Raw genomic sequence first — 23,789 nt, forward strand, 5'->3', positions numbered from 1 at the left:
TGGGGGGGGGGGGGGGCCCCCCCGGGGGGGGGGGGGGGGCGGGGGGGGGGGGGGGGGGGGCCGGGGGGGGGGGGGGGGGGGCCGCCCGGGGCCCCCCCCCCCCCCCCCCCCCCCCCCGGCGGCCCGGGCAGAGGTCCGACGGGCGGGGCTTGCCGGGCCGGACCCCCGGGGCCCCCACGGGCCTGACGGCCACCCCGGGTGCCCTCCTTCGCCCCGGCGTCCGGCGGCAGGCCCCACCGTGGGAAGCAGTCCCGGGCGCCAGTGCCGGAGGCGACGCAGGAGGAGAGGATGAAGTGCCTCTTCTTCTCCGTGTCGTTCGTGGTCCCCGCCCGTCTCCATGCCGTCCGGGAGGCGGGGTGGAAGCCGTCGCCGAGGGCGACCCGCACGCTGCTCGAACGCGGCCAGTCGCACCAGGTGCCTGTTCGCGCCCGCATTGACGCCCGCATTGACGCCCGCATTCACGCCCGCATTCCCGCCCGCATTCCCGCCACGGGCTTTTTCCGGCGGGGCGTCAGAGGATTTCGATGTCCTTGACCAGCGGCGGGCGGTTCGGGTACGTGATGTCGGTCCAGCGCGGGATCCTGACGGAGTCGCCGTTGGCGTCGTAGTAGATCAGGTCGTTGTTCCCGGTGGAGATCCGGTCGACCCACCAGTTGCCGAACGAGGTCCGGCCGGCGTTCGCGTAGCAGTCGACGCTCTGGCGGTTGCCGTTGTGCGACCAGATCTTCAGGAAGTTCTCACCTCCCCGGCACTCGACGTGGTCGATGGCGAAGGCGTTGCCGGACGGGACGGCCACGGTGAGAGCGGCTGCCGCGGCGAGAGCGGCGGTCGCGGAAGTCACGAGCTTCTTCGTCTTCGAGATCACGGTTCTCCTCGGAGAAATCGAATCGAATCGAACAGTGGATCGGGAACGCACCATTCCTGGAATTCCCGGACGCATCGTGCCCGACCAGCATCTCGGCGGCCGGTGGTGCGGTCAATCGCGTCCGTCGCGGGCCGACCACTTCTCGGACACATCCGGCCGGGCGTCTTGTGCCGGCTGGGTCCCTTGGGGCCCGTGGTGCCGGTGGGGCGGGGAGTGGATGCCCGCGGAGGGTGCCCGGCCACGGGCTGCCGGGCGGTGCCCCTTGGCGCCCGTCCTGCTCCGGCCTGGAGCGACGGCCGGGCCGACGGCCTCAGGGCCGACCGGAGCGCCGACGCGCGCCGGCCCGCGGTGGACGGATGAGTGGAACCGGCCGTGGGGTGGCGGCCGGAAGGGGCGTCCGGTCGGTGGTTGGCCTACCCTCCGCCCCCGTTCGCGCCGGGGGGCCGTCCGCCCGCCGGCCGTCGTCGGCCCTGGCGCGGTGCGGAAAAAAAGTGATATCACTTTGACAGCTGATGCGGGCACCCGCGCAGCGACCATCGCACTGGGGGGAGTCATTCCCGTGACCACATCGCCTTCCGCCGTCGAGGACGGCCCTGTCCTGGACCTGCCGGTCCCCAAGATCACCGAACGGGTCATCACCGGGGCGGCCGGCCTGCCGGTGCTCGGCGGCGCGCTGCTCGGCCTGCTGGCCGGGATCGGCTCGTTCGTCGTCGGCGCGGCCCAACTGTCCGTGCGGACCAACGGGTTGGGAGTCGCCCTGGTGGCCGCCGGGCCGCTGCTGGTGCTCGGTTCGGTGCTCCTGCTGTGCGGGCTGACGGTGGTCTCGCCCGGCCAGGCCCGGGTGGTCCAGCTGCTCGGGCGCTACCGGGGCACCGTTCGCGCCGCGGGCCTGACCTGGCTGAACCCGTTCACCAGCCGACGCCGGATCTCCACCCGGATCCGCAACCACGAGACCGAGACCACCAAGGTCAACGACGCGGACGGCAACCCGATCGAGATGGCCGCCGTGGTGGTCTGGCAGGTCGAGGACACCGCGATGGCGGTGTTCGAGGTGGACGACTACGCCGACTTCGTCGCCATCCAGACCGAGACGGCCGTGCGGCACATCGCCACCAGCTACCCGTACGACGCCCACCACGAGGGCCAGCTGTCGCTGCGCGACGGCGCGGACGAGATCGCCCGCAAGCTCTCCGCGGAGATCGCCGCCCGGGTCGCCTCGGCCGGGGTGCGGGTCATCGAGTCGCGGATCACCAGGCTCGCGTACGCTCCGGAGGTCGCGCAGGTGATGCTCCAGCGCCAGCAGGCCGGGGCCGTGGTCGCGGCGCGCAGGCTGATCGTCGAGGGCGCCGTCGGTATGGTCGAGGAGGCGTTGGACCGGCTCGCCGAACGCGATGTCGTGGAGCTGGACGAGGAGCGCAAGGCCGCCATGGTGAGCAACCTCCTGGTGGTGCTCTGCGGCGACCGCGGCACCCAGCCCGTCGTGAACACGGGCTCCCTCTACCAGTAAGGCGAGGCCTTGGCGACGGAACGGAAGAAGCTCCTGTTGCGACTGGACCCTTCAGTTCACGACGCGCTCGCCCGCTGGGCCGCGGACGACCTGCGCAGCACCAACGCGCAGATCGAGTTCCTGCTCCGCCGCGCCCTCACCGACGCGGGCCGGATGCCCGGCGGCGCGGCCAGGCTTCCCCGTCGCGGACGCCCGCCCAAGGGGAGCCCGGAGAACCGGGAGAGCCCGCCCAAGGAGAGCCCGGCCGACGACGGCCCGGGCGAGCACACCCCCGAGCGCGGTCGGCCCGGCTCCGAGCCGGGCTGACCGGAGGCCGGGCCCGCGAAGACCCTTCGGAGACCACGATGGACCTGCCAGCCACCCTCCCCGAGAAGCTCTACCTGCTCGCCTACGACCCGCGGCGCGCGCGGACCACCCAGCACTCCTCGCTCAACCTGCTGCTCCAGGCGGCGGCGCTGACCGAACTGCTGCGCCGGGGCCTGCTCCACGAGGACGGCCGCAAGGCCGTCGCCCGGGCCCGGGACGGCGCGGCCGTGGCCGGCCTCGACCCGTACAGCGCCCACCTGCTGGCCCAGATCAGGGGCGCCCGGCCGCACAGCTGGAGCGCGTGGATCGGCCGGGCCAGGAGCACCGGGCGCGACCAGCCGATCCGCCGGGTGCGGGACGGCCTGGCCGAGGCCGGCCGGATCACCCTCCGCCCGCACCGGGTGGCCGGCCTCTTCCCGGCGACCGTGGTCACCCTGGACGACCCCGCGGTCCGCACGGCGCTCGCGGCCCGGGTCACCGGGGCGCTGACGGGCCCGCTGAGCCGGGTCGACCCGGCCGACGCGGCGCTGACCGCGCTGGTCGCGGCGGGCAAGCTCCGCACGGTGCTCAGCTCCAGGGAGCGCCGGGAGCACCGCGGCCGGATCGGGAAGCTGGCCCCGGCGGCCGGCCCGGTCCCGCGCGCCCTCGGCACGGCCCTGGCCTGGCGGATGGCGGGCCACTCGGCGGAGGCCGCGGCCCTGGGCTGACGGGCCGTCCACGGGGGTGACGGCCCGTCCGGGACCCGAGCGGCCCAAGACGGGCCCCGGGCCGGACGGATCCTGAGCCGGCCAGGGCCCGAGCCGGCCGGCCCCGAACCGGACGGATCCTGAGCCGGCCGGACACCCCCTAAGCTGGCCGGATGCTCGAACCCGCCCTGCTGCCGACCCCGCTGGTGGACTGCCCCGACGAGGCCTTCGCCCGGGCCGGGGTGGAGCTGCGGCTGAAGCGGGACGACCTGCTGCACCCGACCGTCCCCGGCAACAAGTGGCGCAAGCTGGCGCCCAACCTGGCCGCCGCCGTGGCCCAGGGCCACACCCGGCTGCTGACCTTCGGCGGCGCCTACTCGACCCACCTGCGGGCCGTCGCGGCCGCCGCCGGGGCGCTCGGGCTGGAGAGCGTCGGGCTGGTGCGCGGCGCGGAACTGGCCGACCGGCCGCGCAACTGGTCGCTGCGGGCCGCCGAGGCGGCCGGGATGCGGCTGGAGTTCCTGACCAGGGCCGAGTACCGGCAGGCCACCGGCCGGGCCGAGGGGGAGCCGGGCACGGACGCCCTGCTCCGCCGCTGGGGCCGCTGCCTGGTGCTGCCGGAGGGCGGTTCGAACGCCCTGGCCGCCGTCGGCGCGGCCGCGATCCCGGCCGAACTGCCCGACCTCGGCGGGCGGGACGTGGTCTGCTGCCCGGTCGGCACCGGCGGCACCCTGGCCGGCATCGCGGCCGGGCTGCCGGCGGGCGCCCGGGCACTGGGGGTCGCCGTGCTGCGCGGGGGCGAGGGTTACCTGGAGGCGGAGGTCGACCGGCTGCACCGGGCCGCGTACGGACGCGGGTTCGGCAACTGGCGGATCGACCACGCGCACCACGGCGGCGGCTACGGGAAGGTCCCGGCCGGGCTGGCCGGTTTCGCCGAGCGGTTCGAGCGCCGGCACGGGGTCCCGCTGGAACTGCGCTACGTGGCCAAGCTGCTGGCCGCGCTGGCCGACCTGACGGCGGCGGGCGCCTTCCCCCGCGGCACCCGCCTCACCGCCGTCGTCACCGGGCTGCCCGACCCGCGGTAGCGGCCGCCCCCGGGCGCCGCGGTCGGGGCCCGGGCGCGGCCGCGGTCAGCCGAAGGTCAGGTTCGCGCACGGGTCGGTGTCGGCGTTGCGGGTGTTCTCCGCTATGCCGGTGGGGATGTCGGCCGGGACGCCGGGGGTGCCGGGGGTGCCGCTCGCGCCGGGCGTCGGGGCAGCCGCGGCCGGGGCGCCGGCATCGGCCCCGACTCCGGCCCCGGGCTCCGGGCTCGGCGCGCCCACCGCGTCGATCCGGGTGCCGGCCGTCGCGCGGTAGTCGGCGCCGAGGGTGACGGTGACGGCCTCCGAGCCGGGCTCCTCGACCGCCTTGGCGCCGGGGAAGAGCGCCACGACCTGGTCGGCGGTGGCCTTCAGCGCGGGGTCGTAGGAGACCCGGGTGGTGTGCTGCCCGGGGGAGTTGTGGCCGAGCGTGACGTTCCGGAAGCCGCGCGCCCTGAGCGTCTCGGCGCCGGAGCCGGCCAGCCCGGCCGTGCCGACCCCGTTGACCACGGTGATCGGCGCCGCGCTCTGCTCCGGAGTGAGCGGGGCCGCCGGGGCGGACGGCGCGCCCGGATCGGCGCCGGGGGAGGCGGCGGCCTGGCCCGTCCCGGCGGTGCTCTGCCCGTCCAGGGTGCGGTCCTCGCGCAGCAGCTTCCACAGCGTGTCGGCGTCCGGCTGGACCAGCCGGACCCGCTCCCCGGCGAAGCGCCAGGGGGCGGTGACGAAGGTGACGTCGGAGAGCTTGATCTCCTCGATCGAGCGGGCGAAGTCCACCAGCTTCATCGCGGTGCCCAGCCCCTCGTCCACGGTGAGCGACTTGGTGGCCGCGTCGGCCAGCGGCAGCAGGGTCGGCAGGGAGAAGCCCTGGGCCTGCACCTTCTTGATCATCGAGGAGAGGAAGGCCTGCTGGCGCTTCATCCGGCCGATGTCGGAGCTGTCGCCGATGCCGTGGCGCGCCCGCAGGTAGTCCACCGCGGACTGCCCGGAGAGCTTCTGGAGGCCCTTCCTGAGGTGTATGCCGTACTGGTTGACGTCGTTGGGCACGCAGGCCTCCACGCCGCCCACGGCGTCGGACATCGCGGCCGCGCCCTTGAAGTCGACCACGACGGTGTGGTCGATCCGCAGGCCGGTGAGCTTCTCGACGGTGTTCTGGGTGCAGGCCGGGTTGCCTTTGGGGCCCAGGCCCACGGTGAAGGCGGAGTTGAACATCTGGTCGGTCTTCGGCGTCGTCCAGGTGCCGTTCGGCAGCTTGCAGGACGGGATGGTGACCAGGGTGTCGCGGGGGATCGAGACGCCGACGGCGTGCTTGTGGTCGGCGTAGACGTGCACCAGGATCGCGGTGTCCGAGTGGCCGACGCCCTCGTCGCCGCCGCCCAGCGAGTCGTTGCCGTCGTCCCGGGTGTCCGAGCCGAGCAGCAGGACGTTGACCGGCACCTGGGCGCCGGGAGTGGCCGGAACGGCCGCCGGCGGGCGCTCGGTGGCGACGCCGCCCGGGTCGAAGGTGGTGATGTTGTTGTCCAGCCGGTGGTAGAACCAGGCTCCCGCACCCACGACCGACAGCACCAGTACGGCGGCCAGGCCGATGGCGGTCCGCAGGTAGCGGCGTCGGCGCGTGCTGCTGCTCATCGTCCGTGCCCCCCGTCTTCAGGTTTCTCGCGTTCGATGTTCGAACGTTAGACGTTCCGGAAGGCGGTTCGGTTACCCCCTCAGGGGCTACGGACGTTCCCCGGGGCCTGTGATGCTGGTCACGCGCCGGGGCCGGAGGCGTTCGCGAGCATCCTCCGGAGCAGGTCGCGCAGGGCGGTCCGCTCGTCCGGGCCGAGCGCCGCCAGCGGCTCGCGGGCGAAGTTCAGCGACTCGCGGAGCTCCTCGGAGGCGGCCGAGCCGGAGCCGGTGGCGGCGACCAGCTTGACCCGGCGGTCGTGCCGGTCGGCCTCGCGGGTGACGAAGCCCCGGGACTCGAGCCGGTCGACGATGCCGGTGATGTTGGACGGCTCGCAGCTGAGCGTCTGGGCGATCTGGCGCATCGGCATCGGCCCGCGCCGCAGCAGGGCGAGCACCTTGGCCTGGGCGCCGGTGAGCGAGCGGGCGGCGGCGGCCTCCTCGTACTCGCGGTGGAACAGCGCGACGAGGTTGGCCATCAGGTCGACGACCTCGCGGGTGATCTCGTCGGGCCGCGGCGCGGCGTCCTCGGTCGGCTGGGTCTCCATGCGTCAGAGTCTACCTGAAAAGTTGACAAGGTGAACCTTTCATGTCCATCGTTACTTCAGTTGCTCAACCTTTCATGCGCCTGAACGGCGCCTGGTCCCCGACCCCTCCAGAACCCAAGGAGTGCCCCATGGCAGAGCAGGCCACCGCCCCCGCGACCGCCCGTGAATGGCACCTCGCCGCCCGGCCCCGGGGCTGGCCGGTGCCGGCCGACTTCGCCCTGGTCGAGGCCCCGGTCCGGACCCCGGGCCCGGGCGAGATCCTGGTCCGCAACGCCTTCCTCTCGGTCGACCCCTACATGCGGGGCCGGATGAACGACGTGAAGTCGTACGTCCCGCCGTTCCAGCTCGGCCGGGCCATGGACGGCGGCGCGGTCGGGTACGTCGTCGCCTCCGAGGCCGAGGGCTTCGCCCCGGGCGACGCGGTGCTGCACGGGCTCGGCTGGCGCGAGTACGCGACCGTGGAGGCCCGGCACGCGGTCAGGGTCGACCCGGCCGCCGCCCCGCTCTCCGCCTACCTCGGCGTGCTCGGGATGCCGGGCCTGACCGCCTACGCCGGCCTGCTCGCCGTCGGCGCCCTCAAGGAGGGGGACAGGGTCTTCGTCTCCGGCGCGGCCGGTGCGGTGGGCTCGCTGGTCGGCCAGATCGCCAGGCTCAAGGGCGCCTCGCTGGTGGTCGGTTCGGCCGGCTCGGCGGAGAAGGTGGCCAAGCTGGTGGACGAGTACGGCTTCGACGCGGCCTTCAACTACAAGGACGCCCCGGTCGCCGAGCAGCTGGCGAAGGCCGCCCCGGAGGGCATCGACCTCTACTTCGACAACGTCGGCGGCGACCACCTGGAGGCCGCGATCGGCGCGCTGACGGTGCACGGCCGGGCGGTGCTCTGCGGCGCGATCGCCCAGTACAACGACACCTCCGCCCCCGCGGCCCCGCGCAACCTCGCGCTCGCCATCGGCAAGCGGCTGCGCCTGGAGGGCATGCTGGTGCGCGACCACGCCGACCTCCAGCCGCAGTTCGTCGAGGAGGTGGCCGGCTGGCTGACGTCGGGTGAACTGCACACGGAGGAGACGGTGGTGGACGGCTTCGAGAACGCCGTCGAGGCCTTCCTCGACCTCCTGCGCGGCGTCAACACCGGCAAGATGGTCGTCCGCCTGGAAGGCTGACGGCCCGTCAGGACGCTGACCGCCCCGCCACCCCGTCCGGGTGGCGGGGCGCTGCCGTGGGCGGCCCCGCGGCCGGGCGGGAGTGCCGCGGCCGCACTACCGCATTCGGGCCGGATCCGAAAGCGCGTCATCCATCGGGCGGGGCGGCGCGGTACGGTGGTCCCGCCGGCGATGGGGCCGTTCGGGGGAGAGATCCGGCCGAGGGGTAGACCTCGTTGAGGATTCGACTAGCATTGAGCGAAAGCCTGTCCGTTTTGCTCAATTTAGTAGCTTAATGTCGGCTAACGTGAGTAACTGCGGATCAACTACAGGCACGAGGCAGCTGGGGAAGGCGACCCTCGTCCACAGCCTGGAGGTCCCGGTGACGACACGTGGAGTTCTGTACATCCACTCCGCGCCCCGCGCGCTGTGCCCGCACGTCGAGTGGGCCGTCGCGGGGGTGCTCGGGGTGCGGGTGAGTCTGGACTGGATCCGCCAGCCGGCCGCGCCCGGGCACTGGCGTGCCGAGCTCTCCTGGCAGGGGGAGCCCGGTACGGCTTCGAAGCTCGCCTCCGCGCTGCGCGGCTGGCAGCTGATGCGGTACGAGGTGACCAGCGAGCCCTGCGCCACGGCGGAGGGGGAGCGGTACAGCAGCACGCCCACGCTCGGCATCTTCCATGCCGTCACCGGCATCCACGGCGACATCCTGATCCCCGAGGACCGGCTGCGCGCCGTCCTGGTGCGCGCCCGCAACGAGGGGGCCGACCTGGAGGCCGAGATCGCCCGGCTGCTCGGCAAGCCCTGGGACGACGAGCTGGAGCCGTTCCGGTACGCGGGCGAGGGCGCCCCGGTGCGCTGGCTGCACCAGGTGGTCTGAGGCCGGCGGCCACCGCCCGTCCACGACGAAGGGGCCGGCGCTCGTCACGAGCGCCGGCCCCTTCGTCGCGGGCGTCAGCGGGTGCGGAAGGCCAGCACCACGTTGTGGCCGCCGAAGCCGAACGAGTTGTTCAGCGCGGCGATCCGGCCCTCGGGCAGCTTGCGGGCCTCGCCGCGGACGATGTCGGCGTCCACGTCCTCGTCCAGCTCGTCCACGTTGATGGTCGGCGGGGCGGTCCGGTGGTGCAGGGCCAGCACGGTGGCGACGGTCTCGATGCCGCCGGCGCCGCCCAGCAGGTGGCCGGTCATCGACTTGGTGGCCGAGATCGCGATGTGGTCGAGGTCCTCGCCCAGCTCCTTGCGCAGCGCCTTCAGCTCGGCGGTGTCGCCCTGCGGGGTCGAGGTGGCGTGCGCGTTGACGTGCACGATCTCGGCCTTGTCCAGCTCGTTGCGCTCGAACAGGTCGGCCAGCGCACGGGCCACGCCGGCGCCGGTCGGCTCGGGCTGGGCGATGTGGTGGGCGTCCGAGGACAGGCCCTGGCCCACGGCCTCGCAGTAGATCCGGGCGCCGCGCGCCTCGGCGTGCTCGATCGACTCCAGCACGACCACGCCGGCGCCCTCGCCCAGCACGAAGCCGTCGCGGTCCCTGTCGTACGGACGGGAGGCGCGCTCGGGCTCGTCGTTGTTCTTGGACATCGCCATCATGTTGGCGAACGCGGCGATCGGCAGCGGGTGGATCGCCGCCTCGGTGCCGCCGGCCACCACGACGTCGGCGCGGCCGGTGCGGATCATCTCGATCGCGTAGCCGATCGCCTCGGCGCCGGAGGCGCAGGCGGAGACGGGGGTGTGCACACCCGCGCGGGCGCCGACCTCCAGGCCGACGTTGGCCGCCGGGGAGTTGGGCATCAGCATCGGGACGGTGTGCGGGGAGACCTTGCGGGCGCCCTTCTCCTTCAGCACGTCGTACTGGTCGAGGAGGGTGGTCACGCCGCCGATGCCGGAGGCGATGACGGTGCCCAGGCGCTCGGGGGCGAGCTTGGAGGACTCGTCGGTGGCGGGGGTCTCGAAGCCGGCGTCGGCCCAGGCCTCGCGGGCGGCGATCAGCGCGAACTGGGCCGAGCGGTCCAGCTTGCGGGCCAGCGGGCGGGGCAGGATCGTCCCGGGCTCGACGGCGGTCCTGGCCGCGATCTTGACGGGCAGGTCCTCGGCCCACTCCTCGGTCAGGGCGACAACGCCGGACTTGCCGGCGACCAGGTTCGCCCAGGTGCCGGCGGCGTCGGCGCCCAGCGGCGTGAAGGCGCCGATACCCGTGACGACCACGGTGCGGTTTTCAGCGGTCACTGGTTTCTTCTTCTCTCACGTGTGCGGGGTCGGCGGCGTTGCCGAGGAAGGGCCCGGCCGGGCGCCCCGGTGGGGGCGTCCCGGCCGGCGGGTCGGCCGGGCTCCACGAGCCCGACCGACCGGTCAGCCCGCGCCGGCGTACGGGACGCCGGACCGGCTGGCCGAGTCGAACGAGGGGATCGCTCAGGCGTTGGTGATGATGTAGTCCACCGCGTCGCCGACGGTCTTCAGGTTCTTGACCTCGTCGTCCGGGATCTTGACGTCGAAGCGCTCCTCGGCGGCCACGACGACCTCGACCATGGACAGCGAGTCGACGTCCAGGTCGTCGGTGAAGGACTTGTCGAGCGCGACATCCTCGGTCGGGATACCGGCGATCTCGTTGACGATCTCGGCGAGACCTTCCAGGACCTCGTCCTTGGTAGCCATACTGGCTGCTCCTCTTCGGTGTTGTACGCGTCCGGCCGGCGGCCGGACACAGGCTCGGGATTGGGCGAATGCGCCTAGGGGAGAGTAACGACTGCCGCGGCGTACACGAGACCCGCCCCGAACCCGATGATCAGGGCCAGGTCCCCGCTGTGGGCCTCACCGCTCTCCAGCATGCGTTCCATCGCCAGCGGGATGGAGGCCGCGGAGGTGTTGCCGGTCTCGGCGATGTCGCGGGCGACGGGCACCGATGCCGGCAGCTTGAGCGCCTTGATCATGGCGTCGGTGATCCGCATGTTGGCCTGGTGCGGGATGAACGCGCCGAGCTGGTCGGCGGTGACCCCGGCGGCGTCCAGCGCCTGCTGGGCCACCTTGGCCATCTCCCACACCGCCCAGCGGAAGACCGGCTGGCCGTCCATCCTCAGGGCCGGCCACCTGGTCTCCTCGCCCGCGCCGTTGACGGCGTCGGACTTGGCGAAGGCGGTGTCCCAGGCCTCGGTCTGGGTGATGAGCTCGGCCTGCGAGCCGTCCGAGCCCCAGACCAGCTTGCCGATCCCGGGGGTGTCGGACGGGCCGACGACCGCCGCACCGGCGCCGTCGCCGAAGATGAAGGCGGTGGAGCGGTCCGACCGGTCGGTCAGGTCGCTGAGCCGCTCCACGCCGATGACCAGCACGTACTCGGCGTTGCCGCCGCGGATCATGCCGTCGGCCAGGCCCAGGCCGTAGCCGAAGCCGGCGCAGGCGGCCGAGATGTCGAAGGCCGGGGCGGTGCCGCAGCCGAGCCGCTCGGCGATCTCGGTGGCGATCGCGGGGGTCTGCTTGAAGTGCGAGACGGTCGAGACGATCACGCCGCCGATCTGCCCGGCGGAGATCCCGGCCTGGGCGATCGCCTTGCCGGCGGCCTGGACGGACATCTCGGAGACGGACTCCTCCGGGCCGGCCCAGCGGCGCTCGGCGATCCCGCTGCGGGTGCGGATCCACTCGTCCGAGGAGTCGATCCACTCCAGGACCTCGGAGTTGGGGATGACCCGGACCGGACGGTAGCCGCCGACGCCGAGGATGCGCGAGTACTGCGCGCCGCCCACCGGGCGGATCTGGGGCTTGGTCATGCCTGGTTCTCCTGCTCCTGGCCGCCGTGCTCCGCGACGAGCGCGCGGGCCTTGTCCAGGTCGGCGGGGGTCTTGAGGGCGAGCGTCGCCACACCCTTGAGGTTGCGCTTGAGCAGTGCGGTGAGGGTGCCCGCGGGGGACAGCTCGATCACGGCCGTCGCGCCCAGCTGCCCGAGGGTCTCCATGCACAGGTCCCAGCGGACCGGGTTGGACACCTGCGAGACCAGGCGGGCGAGCACCTCGGCGCCGCTGTCCACGACCGCGCCGTCCTTGTTGGAGACGTAGCGGACCTGCGGGTCGGCCGCGGTCAGGGTCGGGGCCAGCTTGGCCAGCCGCTCGACGCCCGGGGCCATGTGCTCGGTGTGGAAGGCGCCGGCCACCTTGAGGGCGACCAGCTTGGAGCGGGCCGGCGGGTCCGCCTTCAGCGCCTCCAGCTGGTCCAGCGTGCCGGCGGCGACGATCTGGCCGCCGCCGTTGTTGTTGGCCGCGGTCAGCCCGTGCTCGGCCAGCTTCGCCGCGACCTCCTCCGGCTCGCCGCCGAGCAGGGCGAGCATGCCCGTCTCGGTGACGGCGGCGGCCTCGGCCATGGCCCGGCCGCGCTCGCGCACGAAGGTCAGCGCGTCATGCGCGGTGAGCACCCCGGCGCCGGCGGCGGCGGTGATCTCGCCGACGCTGTGGCCGGCCACCGCGCCGACCAGCCTGCGGGCGGCGTCCTCGTCCGGGAAGAGCTCCCGGGCGGTCATCAGACCGGCCGCGACCAGCAGCGGCTGGGCGACGGCGGTGTCCTTGATCTCCTCGGCGGACGCCTCGGTCCCCGCGTGCACCAGGTCGAGCCCGGCGACCTCGGACCAGCCGCGCAGGCGGTCGGCGACGCCGTCGAGCTCCAGCCAGGGGCTGAGGAATCCGGGGGACTGGGCACCCTGTCCAGGGGCGACGATTACGAGCACGGTTCAACCCTCTCTCGCCAGGCGCCCAGGGGCGGGTAGGCGACGGTAACGAAGAAAACCATCCGGGATTGTATGGTCCCTACACTCCGGCTCAGCCGGGGTCTCCGACGGCGTCCAGCCGGCCGAGGGCCAGCGCGATCCGCAGGGTGAACGCCGAACGCACGTCGGAGGGGGCGTACCCCGTGACGTCAGTCACACGTCGCAGCCGGTAGCGCACCGTGTTGGGGTGGACGAAGAGCATCCGGGCCGCGCCCTCCAGCGAGGAGGCCTGCTCCAGGTAGACGCTCAGCGTCTCCAGGAGGGCGGAGCCCGCCTCGTCCAGCGGTGTGTAGATCTCCTCCACCAGCTGGCGGCGCGCGGCCTGGTCGCCGGCCAGCGCCCGCTCGGGCAGCAGGTCGTCGGCCAGCACCGGGCGGGGGGCGTCCGGCCAGGCCGCGCAGGCCCGCAGGCCGGCCGCGGCGGCGTGTGCCGAGCGGGTCGCGGAGAGCAGGTCGGGCACGGTCGGACCGACCACCACCGGGCCCGGCGCGAACTGGCCGATCAGCGCGCGGGCCGCGTGCACGGGCTCCTTCTCGCCGCCGACCACGACCACCAGGCGCTTGCCCAGCACCCCGGTCAACACGTTCAGCTTGGCGTACCGGGCGGCCCGGCGGATCGCCTCGACCACCAGCTCGCTGTCGCCGTCCGGCGCGCTGCCCATCACCACCCGGACCTGGCTGGGCTGGCCCCAGCCGAGCGCCGCGGCGCGCGAGAGCACGCCCTCGTCGGCGTCGCCGGACAGCAGCGAGTTGACCACCAGCGCCTCCAGCCGGGCGTCCCAGGCGCCGCGCGCCTCGGCGGCCTGGGCGTACACCTGGGCCGTCGCGAAGGCGATCTCCCGGGCGTAGACCAGCACCGACTCGCGCATGTCCGCCTCGTCGCCGGGGGCGGCCACCTCCTCGATGGCCTCCTCCATCACCTCGATCGTGGTGCGGATCAGCTCGACGGTCTGGCGCAGGGTGATCGCCCTTGTCAGCTCGCGCGGGGCGGTGCCGAAGACGTCGGTGGAGATCGCCTGGGCGGCGTCGGGGTGGCGGTACCACTCGGTGAAGGCGGCGATGCCGGCCTGGGCGACCAGGCCGATCCAGGACCGGTGCTCCGGGGGCATCCGCCGGTACCAGCCGAGCTGGTCGTCCATCCGCGAGATCGCGGCGGTGGCCAGCTTCCCGGAGGACTTCTCCAGCCGCTTGAGGGTCGCGGCCCGGCGCTCGGCGCGCTCGGCGGCGTTTCTGCGCTCCTGCGCGGTCAGACGGGGCGCCGCGCGCCCGGGGCGGTCGCGGCCCGTCCGGGCGGACGGGCTCTTCCCGGCGGGTTCGGGGGCGGGGCTGGGTTCGCTCTTGGAGTTCGCGGAAGCGGCTGGCACAAGGACAAGACTGCCTCACGCGGGTCACTGCTCGCGCACACCCCCCGGTGGAGCGGCGCGGTGGCAGGAGTCACACCGCGCGCCCCGGCCACTACGGTGGGGGCGTGACCGAAGCCGCCGACCGCCCCCGCGCCGACCTGCGACGCACCGCCGAGCGCTACCGTTCCGCCCCCGCCGAGGGCGTCGAGACCAGGCACGCGTTCTCCTTCTCCGGCCATTACGACCCGAAGAACACCCACTTCGGCGCGCTGCTCGCGTGCAACGAGGAACTCCTCGCCCCCGGTGCCGGGTTCGACGAGCACAGGCACCGGGACACCGAGATCCTCACCTGGGTGCTGGAGGGCGCGCTGGCCCACCGGGACTCGTACGGGCACAGCGGGGTGGTCCGCCCCGGGATGGTCCAGCACCTCAGCGCCGGCTCCGGCGTCACCCACACCGAGCGCAACGTCGGCGGCGCCACCGGGCCGGTCCGCTTCGTCCAGATGTGGCTCCAGCCGGACGAGTTCGGCGCGCCCCCCGCGTACGGCCTGCGCAGGGCGGAACCCGCGGACGGCGGGTTGACGCTGCTGGCCTCCGGGATGGCGCGCGACGCCGGGACGGACGCCCTGCGGCTGCGCCGCAGCGACGCCGCGCTCTGGCTGGCCACCGCCGGGCCGTGGCAGCCGCTGCCGCCGCTGCCCGCGGCGCCCTGGCGCTACGCGCACCTGACGGCGGGCTCGTTGGGCTACCGCACCGTCCCGGGGCCCAGGGGCGCCGGCCGCTCGATGGTGCCGGGCGACAGCGTGCGGATCACCGGGGAGGCCTTCGCCGACCCGGCGGCCGGGGAGACCGGCGCCGAACTCCTGCTCTGGGAGATGCACTCGCCGGTCTCGTACGGCTAGCCGGCTCCGTCAGCCGGCCAGCTCCGCCAGCACCGCGTCCGAGAAGGCCGGCCAGGCCTCGACCGCCCACGGCCCGAAGTCCCGGTCGGTGAGCACGACGCAGGCCGCGCCCGCCCGGGGGTCGACCCACAGGAAGGTGCCGGACTGGCCGAAGTGCCCGAAGGTCTCCGGGGAGTTGGCGGCGCCGGTCCAGTGCGGGCTCTTGCCGTCGCGGATCTCGAAGCCGAGGCCCCAGTCGTTCGGGCGCTGGTGGCCGTAGCCGGGCAGCACACCGCTGGTGCCGGGGAAGGCGACCTCGCGGGTCGCCTGCCGGACGGTGGACGGGTCCAGCAGCTTGGGCGCCTGCAACTCGGCGGCGAACCGGGCGAGGTCGGCGACGGTGGACAGGCCGCCGGCCCCGGCCGGGGACTTGTGCGCGGTGTTGACCAGGGTGTCCGTCATGCCCAGCGGCTCGAAGACCGCCTCGGCGGCGTAGCGGGAGAACTCGATCCCGGCGGCCTCGGACAGGGCCCGGGCCAGCGCGCCGAAGCCCGCGTTGGAGTAGAGCCGGCGCCTGCCGGGCTCGCCGAACACCCGGTCCTCGTCGAAGCCCAGGCCGGAGGTGTGCGCGAGCAGGTGGCGGACGGTGGAGCCGGGCGGGCCGGCCGGGTCGTCCAGCTCGAACACGCCCTCCTCGACGGCGACCAGCGCCGCGTACGCGGTGAGCAGCTTGGTGACCGAGGCGAGCGGGAACAGGTGCTGCTGCGGCCCGTGCGCGCCCAGCACCGCGCCGTCGGCCGCCCGGACCACCGCCGCCGCGGCATGGGGCACCGGCCAGTTCTCGATCATCCGCAAGCTCTCCATGGGACCCGACTGTAGTCGCCCGGGCGATCCCCGGAAGAGGTGGTGGCGCGGTCGCCGGGGTGGCGGGCTTGCCTGGAGTGCACTCCAACTCGGTAGCGTCGTCCACGGCGCACCGGACGGTAGCCCAGGACAGGGGGAACGAGCGATGGCCGCACCCGAACGCATCCGGATCGACCTGCGCACCTGCTCCGAGGTGTACAGCCGCCCGGCCGGGGACCCGGACCGGACCCCGAGGCACACCATCAGCGAGGTGGCCGCGGCGAGCGGGCTGACCGCCCATACCCTGCGCTGGTACGAGCGGATCGGCCTGCTGGACCCGGTCGACCGCGCGGCCGGCGGCCAGCGCCGCTACTGCGACGCCGACCTGCACCGGCTGGCCTTCCTGGGCCGGCTGCGGCTGACCGGCATGTCGGTGGCGGACATGCTCAGGTACGTCGACATGGCCCGCCAGGGCGAGCAGACCTACGAGGAGCGGCGGCTGCTGCTGGAGGCCCAGCGCGAGGAGGTCCGGCAGCGGATCGTGGACCTCCAGGCGACCCTCGCCGTCCTCGACTACAAGATCGATCTCTATGCCGGGAAGGCCCCCGACGGCACCGGCGTCCCGGCCACCTGCCAGAACAACCGTGTAGAGGAAGAGCAGAGCGCATGACTCAGACCGTCCTTCCCACCGTCGAACTCGGCACCGGCGGCCCCCTGGTGGGCGTCCAGGGCCTCGGCTGCATGGGCATGAGCGAGTTCTACGGCCCCACCGACACCGGTGAGGCGCTCGCCACCCTGGACGCCGCGCTGGAGACCGGCGTCACCCTCTTCGACACCGCCGACATGTACGGCTCCGGCCGCAACGAGGAGCTCATCGGCCCGTTCGTGCGGGCCAACCGCGACCAGGTGGTGCTCGCCACCAAGTTCTCCATCCTGCGCGACGAGCAGGACGGCACCACCCGCGGCATCAGCAACGACCCGGCGTACATCCGCACCGCGGTGGACGCCTCGCTGCGCCGCCTCGGCGTGGACGTGATCGACCTGTACTACATGCACCGCCGCGACCCGGCCGTGCCGCTGGCCGACTCGGTCGGCGCGATGGCCGAGCTGGTGCAGGCCGGCAAGGTGCGCCACCTCGGGCTGTCCGAGGTGACCGGCGCCGAGCTGCGCGAGGCGCACGCCGTCCACCCGATCGCCGCGCTCCAGTCCGAGTGGTCGGTGTTCGCCCGCGACGTCGAGCGCACCGCGGTGCCGGCCGCGGCCGAGCTGGGCGTCGCCTTCGTGCCGTACTCGCCGCTCGGGCGGGGCTTCCTGACCGGTGCCTTCCAGGACGCCACGGAGCTCTCGCAGGACGACTACCGGCGCGCCCACCCCCGCTACACCGGCGACAACGCGGCGGCCAACGCGGAACTGCTCGCCCCGCTGCGGACGATCGCCGGGGCCCGCGGCGTGACGCTCGCCCAGGTCGCGCTGGCCTGGGTGCACCAGCAGGCCGAGGTGCACGGGCTGGCCGTGGTGCCGATCCCGGGCACCCGCAAGCGCAGCCGGCTCGCCGAGAACACCGCGGCGGCGACGCTGCGGCTGACGGCCGAGGAGCTGGCGCTGCTGGAGCCGCTGGCCGACCGGGTCGCGGGGAGCCGCTACGCGGACATGAGCTCCACCTCGGCGGCGCGCGAGTAGCGGGCACCGGCGGGCCCGGAGCGGTCGGACCGCTCCGGGCCGGGGGCCCGCCAGGGCGTGTCTGACAATTCGCCGCGCACCCGACGAGAATTGTCAGACACGCCCCTAGACCGTACGGCCCATCCAGGCGGCGAGCCGGGTGTGCACGTCGGCGTCCGCGGCCACCTCCCGGACGGGGCCGAACGGCACGTCGGGCCCCCGCTGCCCGGCCGGCAGCACGATCTCGGCGATGCCCAGGGCCGCCGCCGCCAGGCCGTCGTCCAGGACGAAGCCGGTGTCGAGGCTGCGGGCGATGTCCCAGGAGTGGGTGACCAGCTCCATCAGGTAGCCGCCGACGGCCACCGCGCCGGGCACCTCGCCCCAGGGGGCGCCGGTCGGGCGGCCGAGCTTGGCGTCCTGCGCCCAGGCGGCGGTCACCCGGGCCCGGGCCCGGCCCAGCGCGGCCGGCCAGCCCGTGTCGGACGGGTCCTCGACGGCGGCCACGGTGTCCTGGGAGAGGCCGCCCTCGCCCATGTAGGCGAACCGGTGGATGCCGCCGACCACGTGGTTGAGCAGCTGACGCAGGGTGAACTCGGTGCAGGGGGTCGGCCGTCCGAGGTCGGCGGGGGTGACGGTGGCGAACAGCTTCTCCAGCTGGTCGAGGGCGGTCCGGTACTGCGGGCGGGCATCCTGGAGGGCGGTCATCCGCGCTCAACTCCCTGGTCTCGGGTGGTCTTTCGGGCTCGGAACGCAATCTCCCAGTAAAACCTGACAACGGCCGTCAGGATTACTGGGATTCTTGGGACATGAAGGCCGACCGCCTGCTCTCGATCCTCCTGCTGCTCCAGACCCGCGGCCGGGTGCCCGCCACCGAGCTCGCCGAGCGCCTGGAGGTGTCCGTCCGCACCATCTACCGCGACGTCGAGTCGCTCTCCGCCGCCGGGGTGCCGGTGTTCACCGAGCGCGGGCGGCACGGCGGCATCAGCCTGCTGCCGGGCTACCGCACCGACGTCACCGGCCTGACCGCGGATGAGGCCAGGGCGCTGTTCGTGCTCTCCACCCGGGGCGCGCACAGCGACCTCGGGCTGGACGGCGCGCTCGGCTCGGCGCTGCGCAAGGTGATGGCGGCGCTGCCGGCCCCGCACCGGCCGGCCGCCGAGCGGATCCGCGAGCGGATCCTGGTCGACCCGGCCCGCTGGATGCACCCCGCCAACCCGGGCGGACCCGCCGCCGGGCCGGACCTGGGCGAGTTGCAGTACGCCGTGTTCGCCGACCGGCGGCTGCGGCTGCGCTACCGGCACAGCGGCACGCCCGCGCCGGTGGAGTACACCGTCGACCCGTACGGGCTGGTGAGCAAGGCCGCGGTCTGGTACCTGGTGGCCGATCTGCACGGCGAGCCGCGGCTGTTCCGGGCCGACCGGGTGGTGGCCGCCGACACCACCGAGGAGGCGGTGCGGCGCCGGGCCGGGGTCGGGCTCGGCGAGGTCTGGGCGGTGCTGCGCGAGCAGGTCGAGCGGCTGCCGAAGGAGGTGCCGGTGCGGGTGCGCGTCCGGCGCGGGCGGCTGGACATGTTCGTGCGCATCCACGGTGCCCGGCTCACCGCGCCGCCGCCGGAGCCGGGCGCCGGGCCGGCCGAGGACTGGGTCGAGGTGGCGATGGCCTTCCCGGCGCCGGCGGCCGCCCGCTCGCTGCTGGCCTTCGGCGCGGACGTCGAGGTGCTGGCCCCGCCGGCCGCCCGGCGCGAGCTGGCCCGGGCGGCGGCCGACGCCCTGCGGCTCTACCAGGACTAGCTAGCCAGGGCGTGGCGCGGACCCGCCGCCCGGGCCCGTCGGGCCGGCCTCAGGCTCCGGGGTTGGCCCGGGCCACGTCCTGGTAGTGGCCGAGGGAGATCGCCGCGAAGTTGCGCAGGCTGTCGGTGCCCTGGGCGAAGTAGCCGTTGTGGCCGGCCGCGCGGGCCGAGGAGATCTGCTCGGAGCCGAAGCCGCCGGCCGTCGGGTCGGCGCCGTGGCCGAGCCCGCCGACCTCCAGGAACGGCACGTTGCCGATCCAGTCGCTGGGGTTGCGGGTGGCCCAGACGTGCACGCCGGCGCCCAGCTCGGCCGTGCTCTGCACGCCCATGCCCGGGCTGCCGAAGACCACCAGGTCGGTGATGCCGGAGGTGTCGGACGGCGAGGCGGCCGCGCGCGGGATGTGCGGGGCGGCGGTGCCGCAGACCACCGAGCCGTAGGAGTGGCAGAACAGCGACGGCGGCGCGTCCGGCCGGGCGGTCTCGCGGAGCCCGGCGAGCAGCCGCTCCAGCCGGGGGGCGGCGACGTCGGCGAGCCGCGCGGTGGCGGCGTCCGGGCCGAGGCCGGAGGGGGTGACGTAGCCGGTCCAGGAAATCACGGCGGTGCGGGTGCCCGGGGCCTGGCGCTGATCCTCGGCGTACAGGGCGCGGGCCATGCCGGCCGGGGAGCGCAGCGGATCGGCCGCCTGGTCGTGGTGGCCGAGGTCGGCGTCCGAGCCGGGGACGAGCACCGAGATCCGCTCGGCGTCGGCGAGGTCGCCCCACACCTCGGTGACCAGGCCGCGGCCGCGCGGGTCGAAGGCGAGGATCTGCCGGTCGGGGGCGAGCAGGTGCTCGACGTCGTTGGCGCGGGAGACGGCCAGCGCGCGGGTGTCGGGGTCCAGCGTGCGGTCGGCGGCGCGGGCCCGGGCGGCGTCGCGTTCGGCGGCCAGGGCGATCCGGTTGGCGCGGTAGCGCAGGTCCAGCGGGGCCCCGTCGTAGTTGCCGACGACCAGCGGGTAGTCCCGGATCAGCCGGTCCAGCTCGGTGGGCGCGAGCGAGGCGAAGAACTCCGCGGCGGCGGCCGGGGTGGTGGTGGCCGGGTCGGGCAGGGCGCGGCCGAAGGAGTGGTCCGCGATCCAGGCGGCGCTGCCGGCCGGAGGCGTGGAGATCGCCAGCTGCTCGGAGGAGACGGCGGCCGCGGCGGCGGCGCCTCCGGCGTCGGCGAGCACGGCGCAGCCGGCGAACGCCCCGATCAGTACCCGCTTCCAGCGCCGACGGTTGCGCACCGCACCAACTCCCTTGGGCCCGTCACCGTTTCGCGGGCGGTGCCCGGAGGGTGCGATAGCTCTGTTGACTTCCCTGCGCAAGCCTAGGGCGCCCGGAGGGGTGGCAGGGGACGCCTAAACTGTGGGATGGATCACATGAACCAGGGATGTCCGCGCGGCGTCTCCCAGTGGTGGGGGGGGGGGCCCGCCCCCCCGGGGGCCCCCCCCCGGGGGGGGGGGGGCCCCCCCGGGCCCGGGGCCGGGGGGGCCGCCCCCCCCCCGCCCCCGTGGGCCCCGCCGCCCCCCCCGCGGCGGCCGCGGGGTGGGGGGGCCGGTCCCCCATAACTGGGGGCCCCCACCCCCCCCGGGGGGGGGGGCGGGGCGGCGCCGCCGGGGGGGGGGGGCCCCCCCCCCCACGGCCGTTCGCCCACGGCGCGTTCAGGCGTCGAACGTCCGGACCAGGCGCTTGGGCGCCGTCCGCCGCCAGGCCTCGGTGAGCAGCTCGCGCAGCTCGTCCCGGTCCACCCGGTCCAGCCGGACGCTCACCCAGCCGTGCCGGCCGACGTACGGGGCCGAGGAGAACACCTCCGGCTCGGCGGCGAGCAGTTCGGCCTGGTCCTCGGGGGAGGCCTTGACGGTGGCCCGGTCGCCGTCGGGCGCGCCCATCGCGAAGATCCGGCCGCGGACCCGCAGGGTCTCGATGTCCCAGGTCGGTTCCGGGGCGGCCTCCGGCAGGGCCAGGGCCATCGCGCGGAACTCGTCGAACGTCACCATGGCGGCAGGGTAGGGCAGGGGGCCGACAAGGCGCGCGCCCCCGGCGTGCCGAGTGCTGGTGGCGACGCCCGAGGGGGCGTGGACCGGCCGGTACACGCCCCCGTCGTGATGTTCGCGCCTGCTCCTTGTGGCCGAGCGTCACACCACGCCCAGCGCGTACGCCGCGAACAGCGCCGCCGCGGCGCCGGCCGCCGCCTTGCCGCCCCGGGAGAAGGCCGTCCACGGGCCGTCGAACCGGCGGGTGAACCAGCCGAGCCCCACCAGGACGGCGCCGAACAGCGGCAGCAGAGCCAGCCGGGCGGCCACCCAGCCGAGCGAGTCCGGCGCGGTGGTCAGCCCCGGGACGGCGCCCAGGCCGGCCGCGCCGGGCACGGCCACCGCGAGCATCGCGCTCTGGTGCCAGCAGAAGATCGTCATCGCCGACAGGTTGACCACCACCACCGGCAGCCACAGCAGCGGGCGGCGGGCCAGCAGCCGGCCCAGCCGCTCCCGCAGCAGCACCGCGGCGCCGCACTGGAACGCGGCCAGGGCGAGCACCAGCAGGGACGGCGGGTGGGAGTTGGTCCGGGCGGCCCCGGGCACGCCGACCATGCTGGCCGGGTAGTGGAAGACCAGCAGCAGCGCGGCGAACAGCGCGCCGCCGCCGAGCAGCAGCACCCGGGCCGCCGGGCGGCCGAGCCGGCCCTGCGCCCAGAGCACGCCCAGCTGGTAGCCGAACAGCCAGCCCGGCAGGATGTTCAGCAGCGCGATCCAGGACGGCACCGCCTCGGCCCACGGCCCGTAGCGCAGCAGGTCGACGGCGGCGACCGCGGCCACCAGCAGGCCCGCCGACCAGCCGCCCAGCCGGCGCCCGGCGGCTGCGCAGAGCGGGGTGAGCGCGGTCAGGCCCAGGTAGACCCCGATGTACCAGAGCGGCTGCACCACCAGCGTGGCGCCGGTGCGCACGGTGTCCGCGGGCACCCCGAGCGCGGGCAGCAGCGGGATCAGCGCCGCCCAGACGGCCGCCACCCCGAGGACCGGGCGCAGCAGCCGGACGGAGCGGGCCCGCAGCCAGCCGCCGTACGTCAGGCCCCTCGCGCGGGCCCGCTCCAGCGAGCGGACCGAGGAGTGGCCGCCGACCAGGAAGAACACCCCGAGCATCTGGAGCACCCAGCTGAGCGGGGCGAAGAAGCCGAGCGTGCTGAGCGGGCTGGCGTTGTGCAGGGCGCCGTCGGGGGAGCGGGTGAAGCCGCCGAGCATCCAGTGCCCGACCGGTACGGCGAGCAGGGCGAGGGCACGCAGCCCGTCCAGGGCGCGGTCGCGGTCGGCCGGGGTCCTGGCGTCGACCTGTGCGGCGGCGCGGCGCAGGGCGCGGAGCGGGCGCGGCGCGCGGGGCGTGCGGGTCCGCGCGCCGCCGGGGCGGGTGGAGGTGGGGCTGGTCGGGGCGGGGCTGGTCGGGGCGGCGGTGCCGGCCATGGTGGTGCTCCTTCCGGTGCGGGTGGTCAGGCGCGGCCGAGCGCGACGGCGGCGTAGGCGGCGAGGGAGGCGGTGCCGGGGGCGAAGTAGCCGTCGTGGCCGTGGGATCCGGTGGCGGGCAGCGGGCGCGCGCCGAAGCCGGGGGCGGTCGGGTCGGCGCCGTGGCCGAGGCCGAACAGCCGGACGTGCGGTACGCGGCCGATCCAGTCGGAGCCGTTGCGGGCGGTGGCCCACAGCGGGACGCCCGGGTCGAGGTCCGCGGCCGAGCCGATGCCCATGCCGGGCGAGCCGAGCACCACGACGCCGGAGGCCTGCGCGGGGGTGGGGCGGGCCAGGCCGCAGACCACCGAGCCGTAGCTGTGGCAGAACAGGGTGGGCGGGGCCTGCGGGCGGGTGGTGACGGCGAGTCCGTCGAGCAGCCGGGTCAGGCGCGGGGCGCCGGCCCGGGCCAGGTCCTCGGTGGCGGCGTCCGGGCCGAGGCCGAGCGGGGTGGTGTAGCCGGCCCAGGCGATCACGGCGGTCTGCCGGTCGGTGGCGTCCAGGAGCGCGCGGGCCATGCCGGCCGGGGTGCCGTACGGGCGGGTGGTGCGGTCGAAGCCGAGCAGGTCGATGTCCGAGCCGGGGACGACCACGGCGGTGCGGCGGGCGGTGGCGAGGTCGCCGTACACCTCGGCGACCTGGCCGCGCCCGCGCGGGTCGAAGGCGAGGATCCGCCGGCCGCCGTCGAGCAGGGTCCGGTAGCGCTCGGCGCGGGCGCGGGCGGCCTCGTGGTCCTGCGGGGTGAGGGCCGGGTCGGCGGCCCGGGCGAGTTCGCGGGCGCGCTCGGCGGCCAGGGCCAGGGCGTTGGCCCGGTACCGGAGGGCGACCGGCGCGCCGTCCAGGTTGCCGACCACCAGGGGGTGCCGGGCGGCCAGGGCGTCCTGCCGGGCCGGGCCCAGCCCGGCGAAGAAGTCGGCGACCCGGGCCGGGGCGGTGGTGGCCGGGTCGGGCAGCCGCAGCCCGAGCGAGTCGTCGGCCGTCCACGCGGCGCTGCCGGGCGGCGGGCCGGTGACGGCGGTCTGGGTGTCGGCGGTCCAGCCGCCCGCGCCGAGCACGGCCGCCACGGCCAGTGCTGCTGCGGCGATCGCCCGGCGGGCCCGAAACGTGCGCATGTCCCTACTCCCCCTCGTCCGTTCGGCCGCCGACTCGGTTCGGCTTCCGACGTGGAGGAAGGTAGGAATGCGGCGGCCCCGCGGACGTCACACCGCGGGGCCAACTCCCGGGTGCTACCCGGGTATC

Annotated in this window: 24 protein-coding genes; 10 read left to right on the plus strand and 14 right to left on the minus strand. The window is 75.1% G+C overall.

All coding sequences use genetic code 11. The features are described 5' to 3' along the window. Positions 1–511 precede the first annotated feature (511 nt). Positions 512–865, minus strand: coding sequence for a beta/gamma crystallin domain-containing protein (locus ACH5AR_RS11850; protein WP_396301210.1), 354 nt, complete (start codon positions 863–865; stop codon positions 512–514). A 559-nt stretch (positions 866–1,424) separates the two neighbouring features. On the opposite strand from ACH5AR_RS11850, the gene ACH5AR_RS11855 reads away from it, so the two are divergent. From ACH5AR_RS11855 to ACH5AR_RS11870, 4 genes are all read left to right on the plus strand, one after another. Continuing rightward, positions 1,425–2,372, plus strand: a complete 948-nt coding sequence (locus ACH5AR_RS11855; protein WP_396301211.1) for an SPFH domain-containing protein — start codon at positions 1,425–1,427, stop codon at positions 2,370–2,372. A 9-nt stretch (positions 2,373–2,381) separates the two neighbouring features. Next, entirely contained in the window at positions 2,382–2,678 is a 297-nt protein-coding gene (locus ACH5AR_RS11860; RefSeq protein WP_396301212.1) for a hypothetical protein, read from the plus strand. A 38-nt stretch (positions 2,679–2,716) separates the two neighbouring features. Then, positions 2,717–3,385: a GPP34 family phosphoprotein gene (locus ACH5AR_RS11865; RefSeq protein ID WP_396301213.1), complete on the plus strand. Its 669-nt coding sequence runs from the start codon at positions 2,717–2,719 to the stop codon at positions 3,383–3,385. A 152-nt stretch (positions 3,386–3,537) separates the two neighbouring features. Further along, positions 3,538–4,449 (plus strand): 1-aminocyclopropane-1-carboxylate deaminase/D-cysteine desulfhydrase, encoded by a 912-nt coding sequence (locus ACH5AR_RS11870; RefSeq protein WP_396301214.1) that lies wholly within the window; start codon positions 3,538–3,540, stop codon positions 4,447–4,449. A 45-nt stretch (positions 4,450–4,494) separates the two neighbouring features. Here the strand turns inward: ACH5AR_RS11870 and ACH5AR_RS11875 are convergent, their stop codons facing one another. After that, positions 4,495–6,069 carry an LCP family protein gene (locus tag ACH5AR_RS11875; RefSeq protein WP_396301215.1) on the minus strand — a complete coding sequence of 525 codons (1,575 nt, stop codon included), beginning with the start codon at positions 6,067–6,069 and terminating at the stop codon, positions 4,495–4,497. A 119-nt stretch (positions 6,070–6,188) separates the two neighbouring features. Then, the gene (locus tag ACH5AR_RS11880; RefSeq protein WP_396301216.1) at positions 6,189–6,653 is read right to left on the minus strand and encodes a MarR family winged helix-turn-helix transcriptional regulator; all 465 of its coding nucleotides are present in this window, start codon (positions 6,651–6,653) and stop codon (positions 6,189–6,191) included. 128 nt (positions 6,654–6,781) lie between these two features. Here ACH5AR_RS11880 and ACH5AR_RS11885 point away from each other — a divergent pair, with 128 nt between their 5' ends. Both ACH5AR_RS11885 and ACH5AR_RS11890 read left to right on the plus strand, forming a co-directional pair. Then, entirely contained in the window at positions 6,782–7,810 is a 1,029-nt protein-coding gene (locus ACH5AR_RS11885; protein WP_396301217.1) for an NADP-dependent oxidoreductase, read from the plus strand. A 361-nt stretch (positions 7,811–8,171) separates the two neighbouring features. Beyond that, positions 8,172–8,666 carry a DUF3145 domain-containing protein gene (locus ACH5AR_RS11890; RefSeq protein WP_396301218.1) on the plus strand — a complete coding sequence of 165 codons (495 nt, stop codon included), beginning with the start codon at positions 8,172–8,174 and terminating at the stop codon, positions 8,664–8,666. A gap of 74 nt (positions 8,667–8,740) precedes the next feature. Here the strand turns inward: ACH5AR_RS11890 and fabF are convergent, their stop codons facing one another. From fabF to ACH5AR_RS11915, 5 genes are all read right to left on the minus strand, one after another. Further along, complete coding sequence (fabF, locus tag ACH5AR_RS11895; protein WP_396301219.1) at positions 8,741–10,006, minus strand: beta-ketoacyl-ACP synthase II; 1,266 nt, start codon at positions 10,004–10,006, stop codon at positions 8,741–8,743. 183 nt (positions 10,007–10,189) lie between these two features. Further along, positions 10,190–10,432, minus strand: a complete 243-nt coding sequence (locus tag ACH5AR_RS11900) for an acyl carrier protein (RefSeq protein WP_396301220.1) — start codon at positions 10,430–10,432, stop codon at positions 10,190–10,192. A gap of 74 nt (positions 10,433–10,506) precedes the next feature. Beyond that, positions 10,507–11,538, minus strand: coding sequence for a beta-ketoacyl-ACP synthase III (locus ACH5AR_RS11905; RefSeq protein WP_396301221.1), 1,032 nt, complete (start codon positions 11,536–11,538; stop codon positions 10,507–10,509). Then, positions 11,535–12,485 carry an ACP S-malonyltransferase gene (locus ACH5AR_RS11910; protein WP_396301222.1) on the minus strand — a complete coding sequence of 317 codons (951 nt, stop codon included), beginning with the start codon at positions 12,483–12,485 and terminating at the stop codon, positions 11,535–11,537. The genes ACH5AR_RS11905 and ACH5AR_RS11910 overlap by 4 nt, the downstream gene beginning before the upstream one ends. Positions 12,486–12,576: 91 nt before the next feature. Next, the gene (locus ACH5AR_RS11915) at positions 12,577–13,773 is read right to left on the minus strand and encodes a PucR family transcriptional regulator (RefSeq protein ID WP_396301366.1); all 1,197 of its coding nucleotides are present in this window, start codon (positions 13,771–13,773) and stop codon (positions 12,577–12,579) included. 218 nt (positions 13,774–13,991) lie between these two features. Here ACH5AR_RS11915 and ACH5AR_RS11920 point away from each other — a divergent pair, with 218 nt between their 5' ends. Continuing rightward, positions 13,992–14,768, plus strand: coding sequence for a pirin family protein (locus ACH5AR_RS11920; protein ID WP_396301223.1), 777 nt, complete (start codon positions 13,992–13,994; stop codon positions 14,766–14,768). A 9-nt stretch (positions 14,769–14,777) separates the two neighbouring features. On the opposite strand, the gene ACH5AR_RS11925 is transcribed toward ACH5AR_RS11920, so the two are convergent. After that, a complete protein-coding gene (locus ACH5AR_RS11925) occupies positions 14,778–15,611 on the minus strand; it encodes a serine hydrolase domain-containing protein (RefSeq protein WP_396301224.1) in 834 nt (277 codons plus the stop codon). 145 nt (positions 15,612–15,756) lie between these two features. On the opposite strand from ACH5AR_RS11925, the gene ACH5AR_RS11930 reads away from it, so the two are divergent. Continuing rightward, positions 15,757–16,260, plus strand: a complete 504-nt coding sequence (locus ACH5AR_RS11930) for a MerR family transcriptional regulator (protein WP_396301225.1) — start codon at positions 15,757–15,759, stop codon at positions 16,258–16,260. Next, on the plus strand, positions 16,257–17,270 hold the full coding sequence (locus tag ACH5AR_RS11935; RefSeq protein WP_396301226.1) for an aldo/keto reductase: 1,014 nt from the start codon (positions 16,257–16,259) through the stop codon (positions 17,268–17,270). Before ACH5AR_RS11930 ends, ACH5AR_RS11935 begins: the two co-directional genes overlap by 4 nt. Before the next feature lie 105 nt (positions 17,271–17,375). On the opposite strand, the gene ACH5AR_RS11940 is transcribed toward ACH5AR_RS11935, so the two are convergent. Then, positions 17,376–17,954: a TIGR03086 family metal-binding protein gene (locus ACH5AR_RS11940; RefSeq protein ID WP_396301227.1), complete on the minus strand. Its 579-nt coding sequence runs from the start codon at positions 17,952–17,954 to the stop codon at positions 17,376–17,378. 101 nt (positions 17,955–18,055) lie between these two features. Here ACH5AR_RS11940 and ACH5AR_RS11945 point away from each other — a divergent pair, with 101 nt between their 5' ends. After that, the gene (locus tag ACH5AR_RS11945; protein ID WP_396301228.1) at positions 18,056–19,039 is read left to right on the plus strand and encodes a helix-turn-helix transcriptional regulator; all 984 of its coding nucleotides are present in this window, start codon (positions 18,056–18,058) and stop codon (positions 19,037–19,039) included. A gap of 49 nt (positions 19,040–19,088) precedes the next feature. On the opposite strand, the gene ACH5AR_RS11950 is transcribed toward ACH5AR_RS11945, so the two are convergent. From ACH5AR_RS11950 to ACH5AR_RS11965, 4 genes are all read right to left on the minus strand, one after another. Then, entirely contained in the window at positions 19,089–20,303 is a 1,215-nt protein-coding gene (locus ACH5AR_RS11950; protein ID WP_396301229.1) for an alpha/beta hydrolase, read from the minus strand. A gap of 417 nt (positions 20,304–20,720) precedes the next feature. Further along, positions 20,721–21,056 carry an MmcQ/YjbR family DNA-binding protein gene (locus ACH5AR_RS11955; RefSeq protein ID WP_396301230.1) on the minus strand — a complete coding sequence of 112 codons (336 nt, stop codon included), beginning with the start codon at positions 21,054–21,056 and terminating at the stop codon, positions 20,721–20,723. A gap of 138 nt (positions 21,057–21,194) precedes the next feature. Continuing rightward, the gene (locus ACH5AR_RS11960; RefSeq protein ID WP_396301231.1) at positions 21,195–22,511 is read right to left on the minus strand and encodes an acyltransferase; all 1,317 of its coding nucleotides are present in this window, start codon (positions 22,509–22,511) and stop codon (positions 21,195–21,197) included. 26 nt (positions 22,512–22,537) lie between these two features. Beyond that, on the minus strand, positions 22,538–23,662 hold the full coding sequence (locus tag ACH5AR_RS11965; protein WP_396301232.1) for an alpha/beta hydrolase: 1,125 nt from the start codon (positions 23,660–23,662) through the stop codon (positions 22,538–22,540). Between the last annotated feature and the right edge of the window lie 127 nt (positions 23,663–23,789).

The organism is Kitasatospora sp. NPDC018619 (assembly GCF_044391605.1).
GTDB lineage: Bacteria > Actinomycetota > Actinomycetes > Streptomycetales > Streptomycetaceae > Kitasatospora.

Coding starts and splice junctions, on each gene's coding strand:
- ACH5AR_RS11865 (WP_396301213.1), top strand. CDS start 2,717: ATGGACCTGCCAGCCACCCTCCCCGAGAAGCTCTACCTGCTCGCCTAC.
- ACH5AR_RS11870 (WP_396301214.1), top strand. CDS start 3,538: ATGCTCGAACCCGCCCTGCTGCCGACCCCGCTGGTGGACTGCCCCGAC.
- ACH5AR_RS11875 (WP_396301215.1), bottom strand. CDS start 6,069: ATGAGCAGCAGCACGCGCCGACGCCGCTACCTGCGGACCGCCATCGGC.
- ACH5AR_RS11880 (WP_396301216.1), bottom strand. CDS start 6,653: ATGGAGACCCAGCCGACCGAGGACGCCGCGCCGCGGCCCGACGAGATC.
- ACH5AR_RS11885 (WP_396301217.1), top strand. CDS start 6,782: ATGGCAGAGCAGGCCACCGCCCCCGCGACCGCCCGTGAATGGCACCTC.
- ACH5AR_RS11900 (WP_396301220.1), bottom strand. CDS start 10,432: ATGGCTACCAAGGACGAGGTCCTGGAAGGTCTCGCCGAGATCGTCAAC.
- ACH5AR_RS11905 (WP_396301221.1), bottom strand. CDS start 11,538: ATGACCAAGCCCCAGATCCGCCCGGTGGGCGGCGCGCAGTACTCGCGC.
- ACH5AR_RS11925 (WP_396301224.1), bottom strand. CDS start 15,611: ATGGAGAGCTTGCGGATGATCGAGAACTGGCCGGTGCCCCATGCCGCG.
- ACH5AR_RS11930 (WP_396301225.1), top strand. CDS start 15,757: ATGGCCGCACCCGAACGCATCCGGATCGACCTGCGCACCTGCTCCGAG.
- ACH5AR_RS11935 (WP_396301226.1), top strand. CDS start 16,257: ATGACTCAGACCGTCCTTCCCACCGTCGAACTCGGCACCGGCGGCCCC.
- ACH5AR_RS11940 (WP_396301227.1), bottom strand. CDS start 17,954: ATGACCGCCCTCCAGGATGCCCGCCCGCAGTACCGGACCGCCCTCGAC.
- ACH5AR_RS11945 (WP_396301228.1), top strand. CDS start 18,056: ATGAAGGCCGACCGCCTGCTCTCGATCCTCCTGCTGCTCCAGACCCGC.
- ACH5AR_RS11955 (WP_396301230.1), bottom strand. CDS start 21,056: ATGGTGACGTTCGACGAGTTCCGCGCGATGGCCCTGGCCCTGCCGGAG.
- ACH5AR_RS11960 (WP_396301231.1), bottom strand. CDS start 22,511: ATGGCCGGCACCGCCGCCCCGACCAGCCCCGCCCCGACCAGCCCCACC.
- ACH5AR_RS11965 (WP_396301232.1), bottom strand. CDS start 23,662: ATGCGCACGTTTCGGGCCCGCCGGGCGATCGCCGCAGCAGCACTGGCC.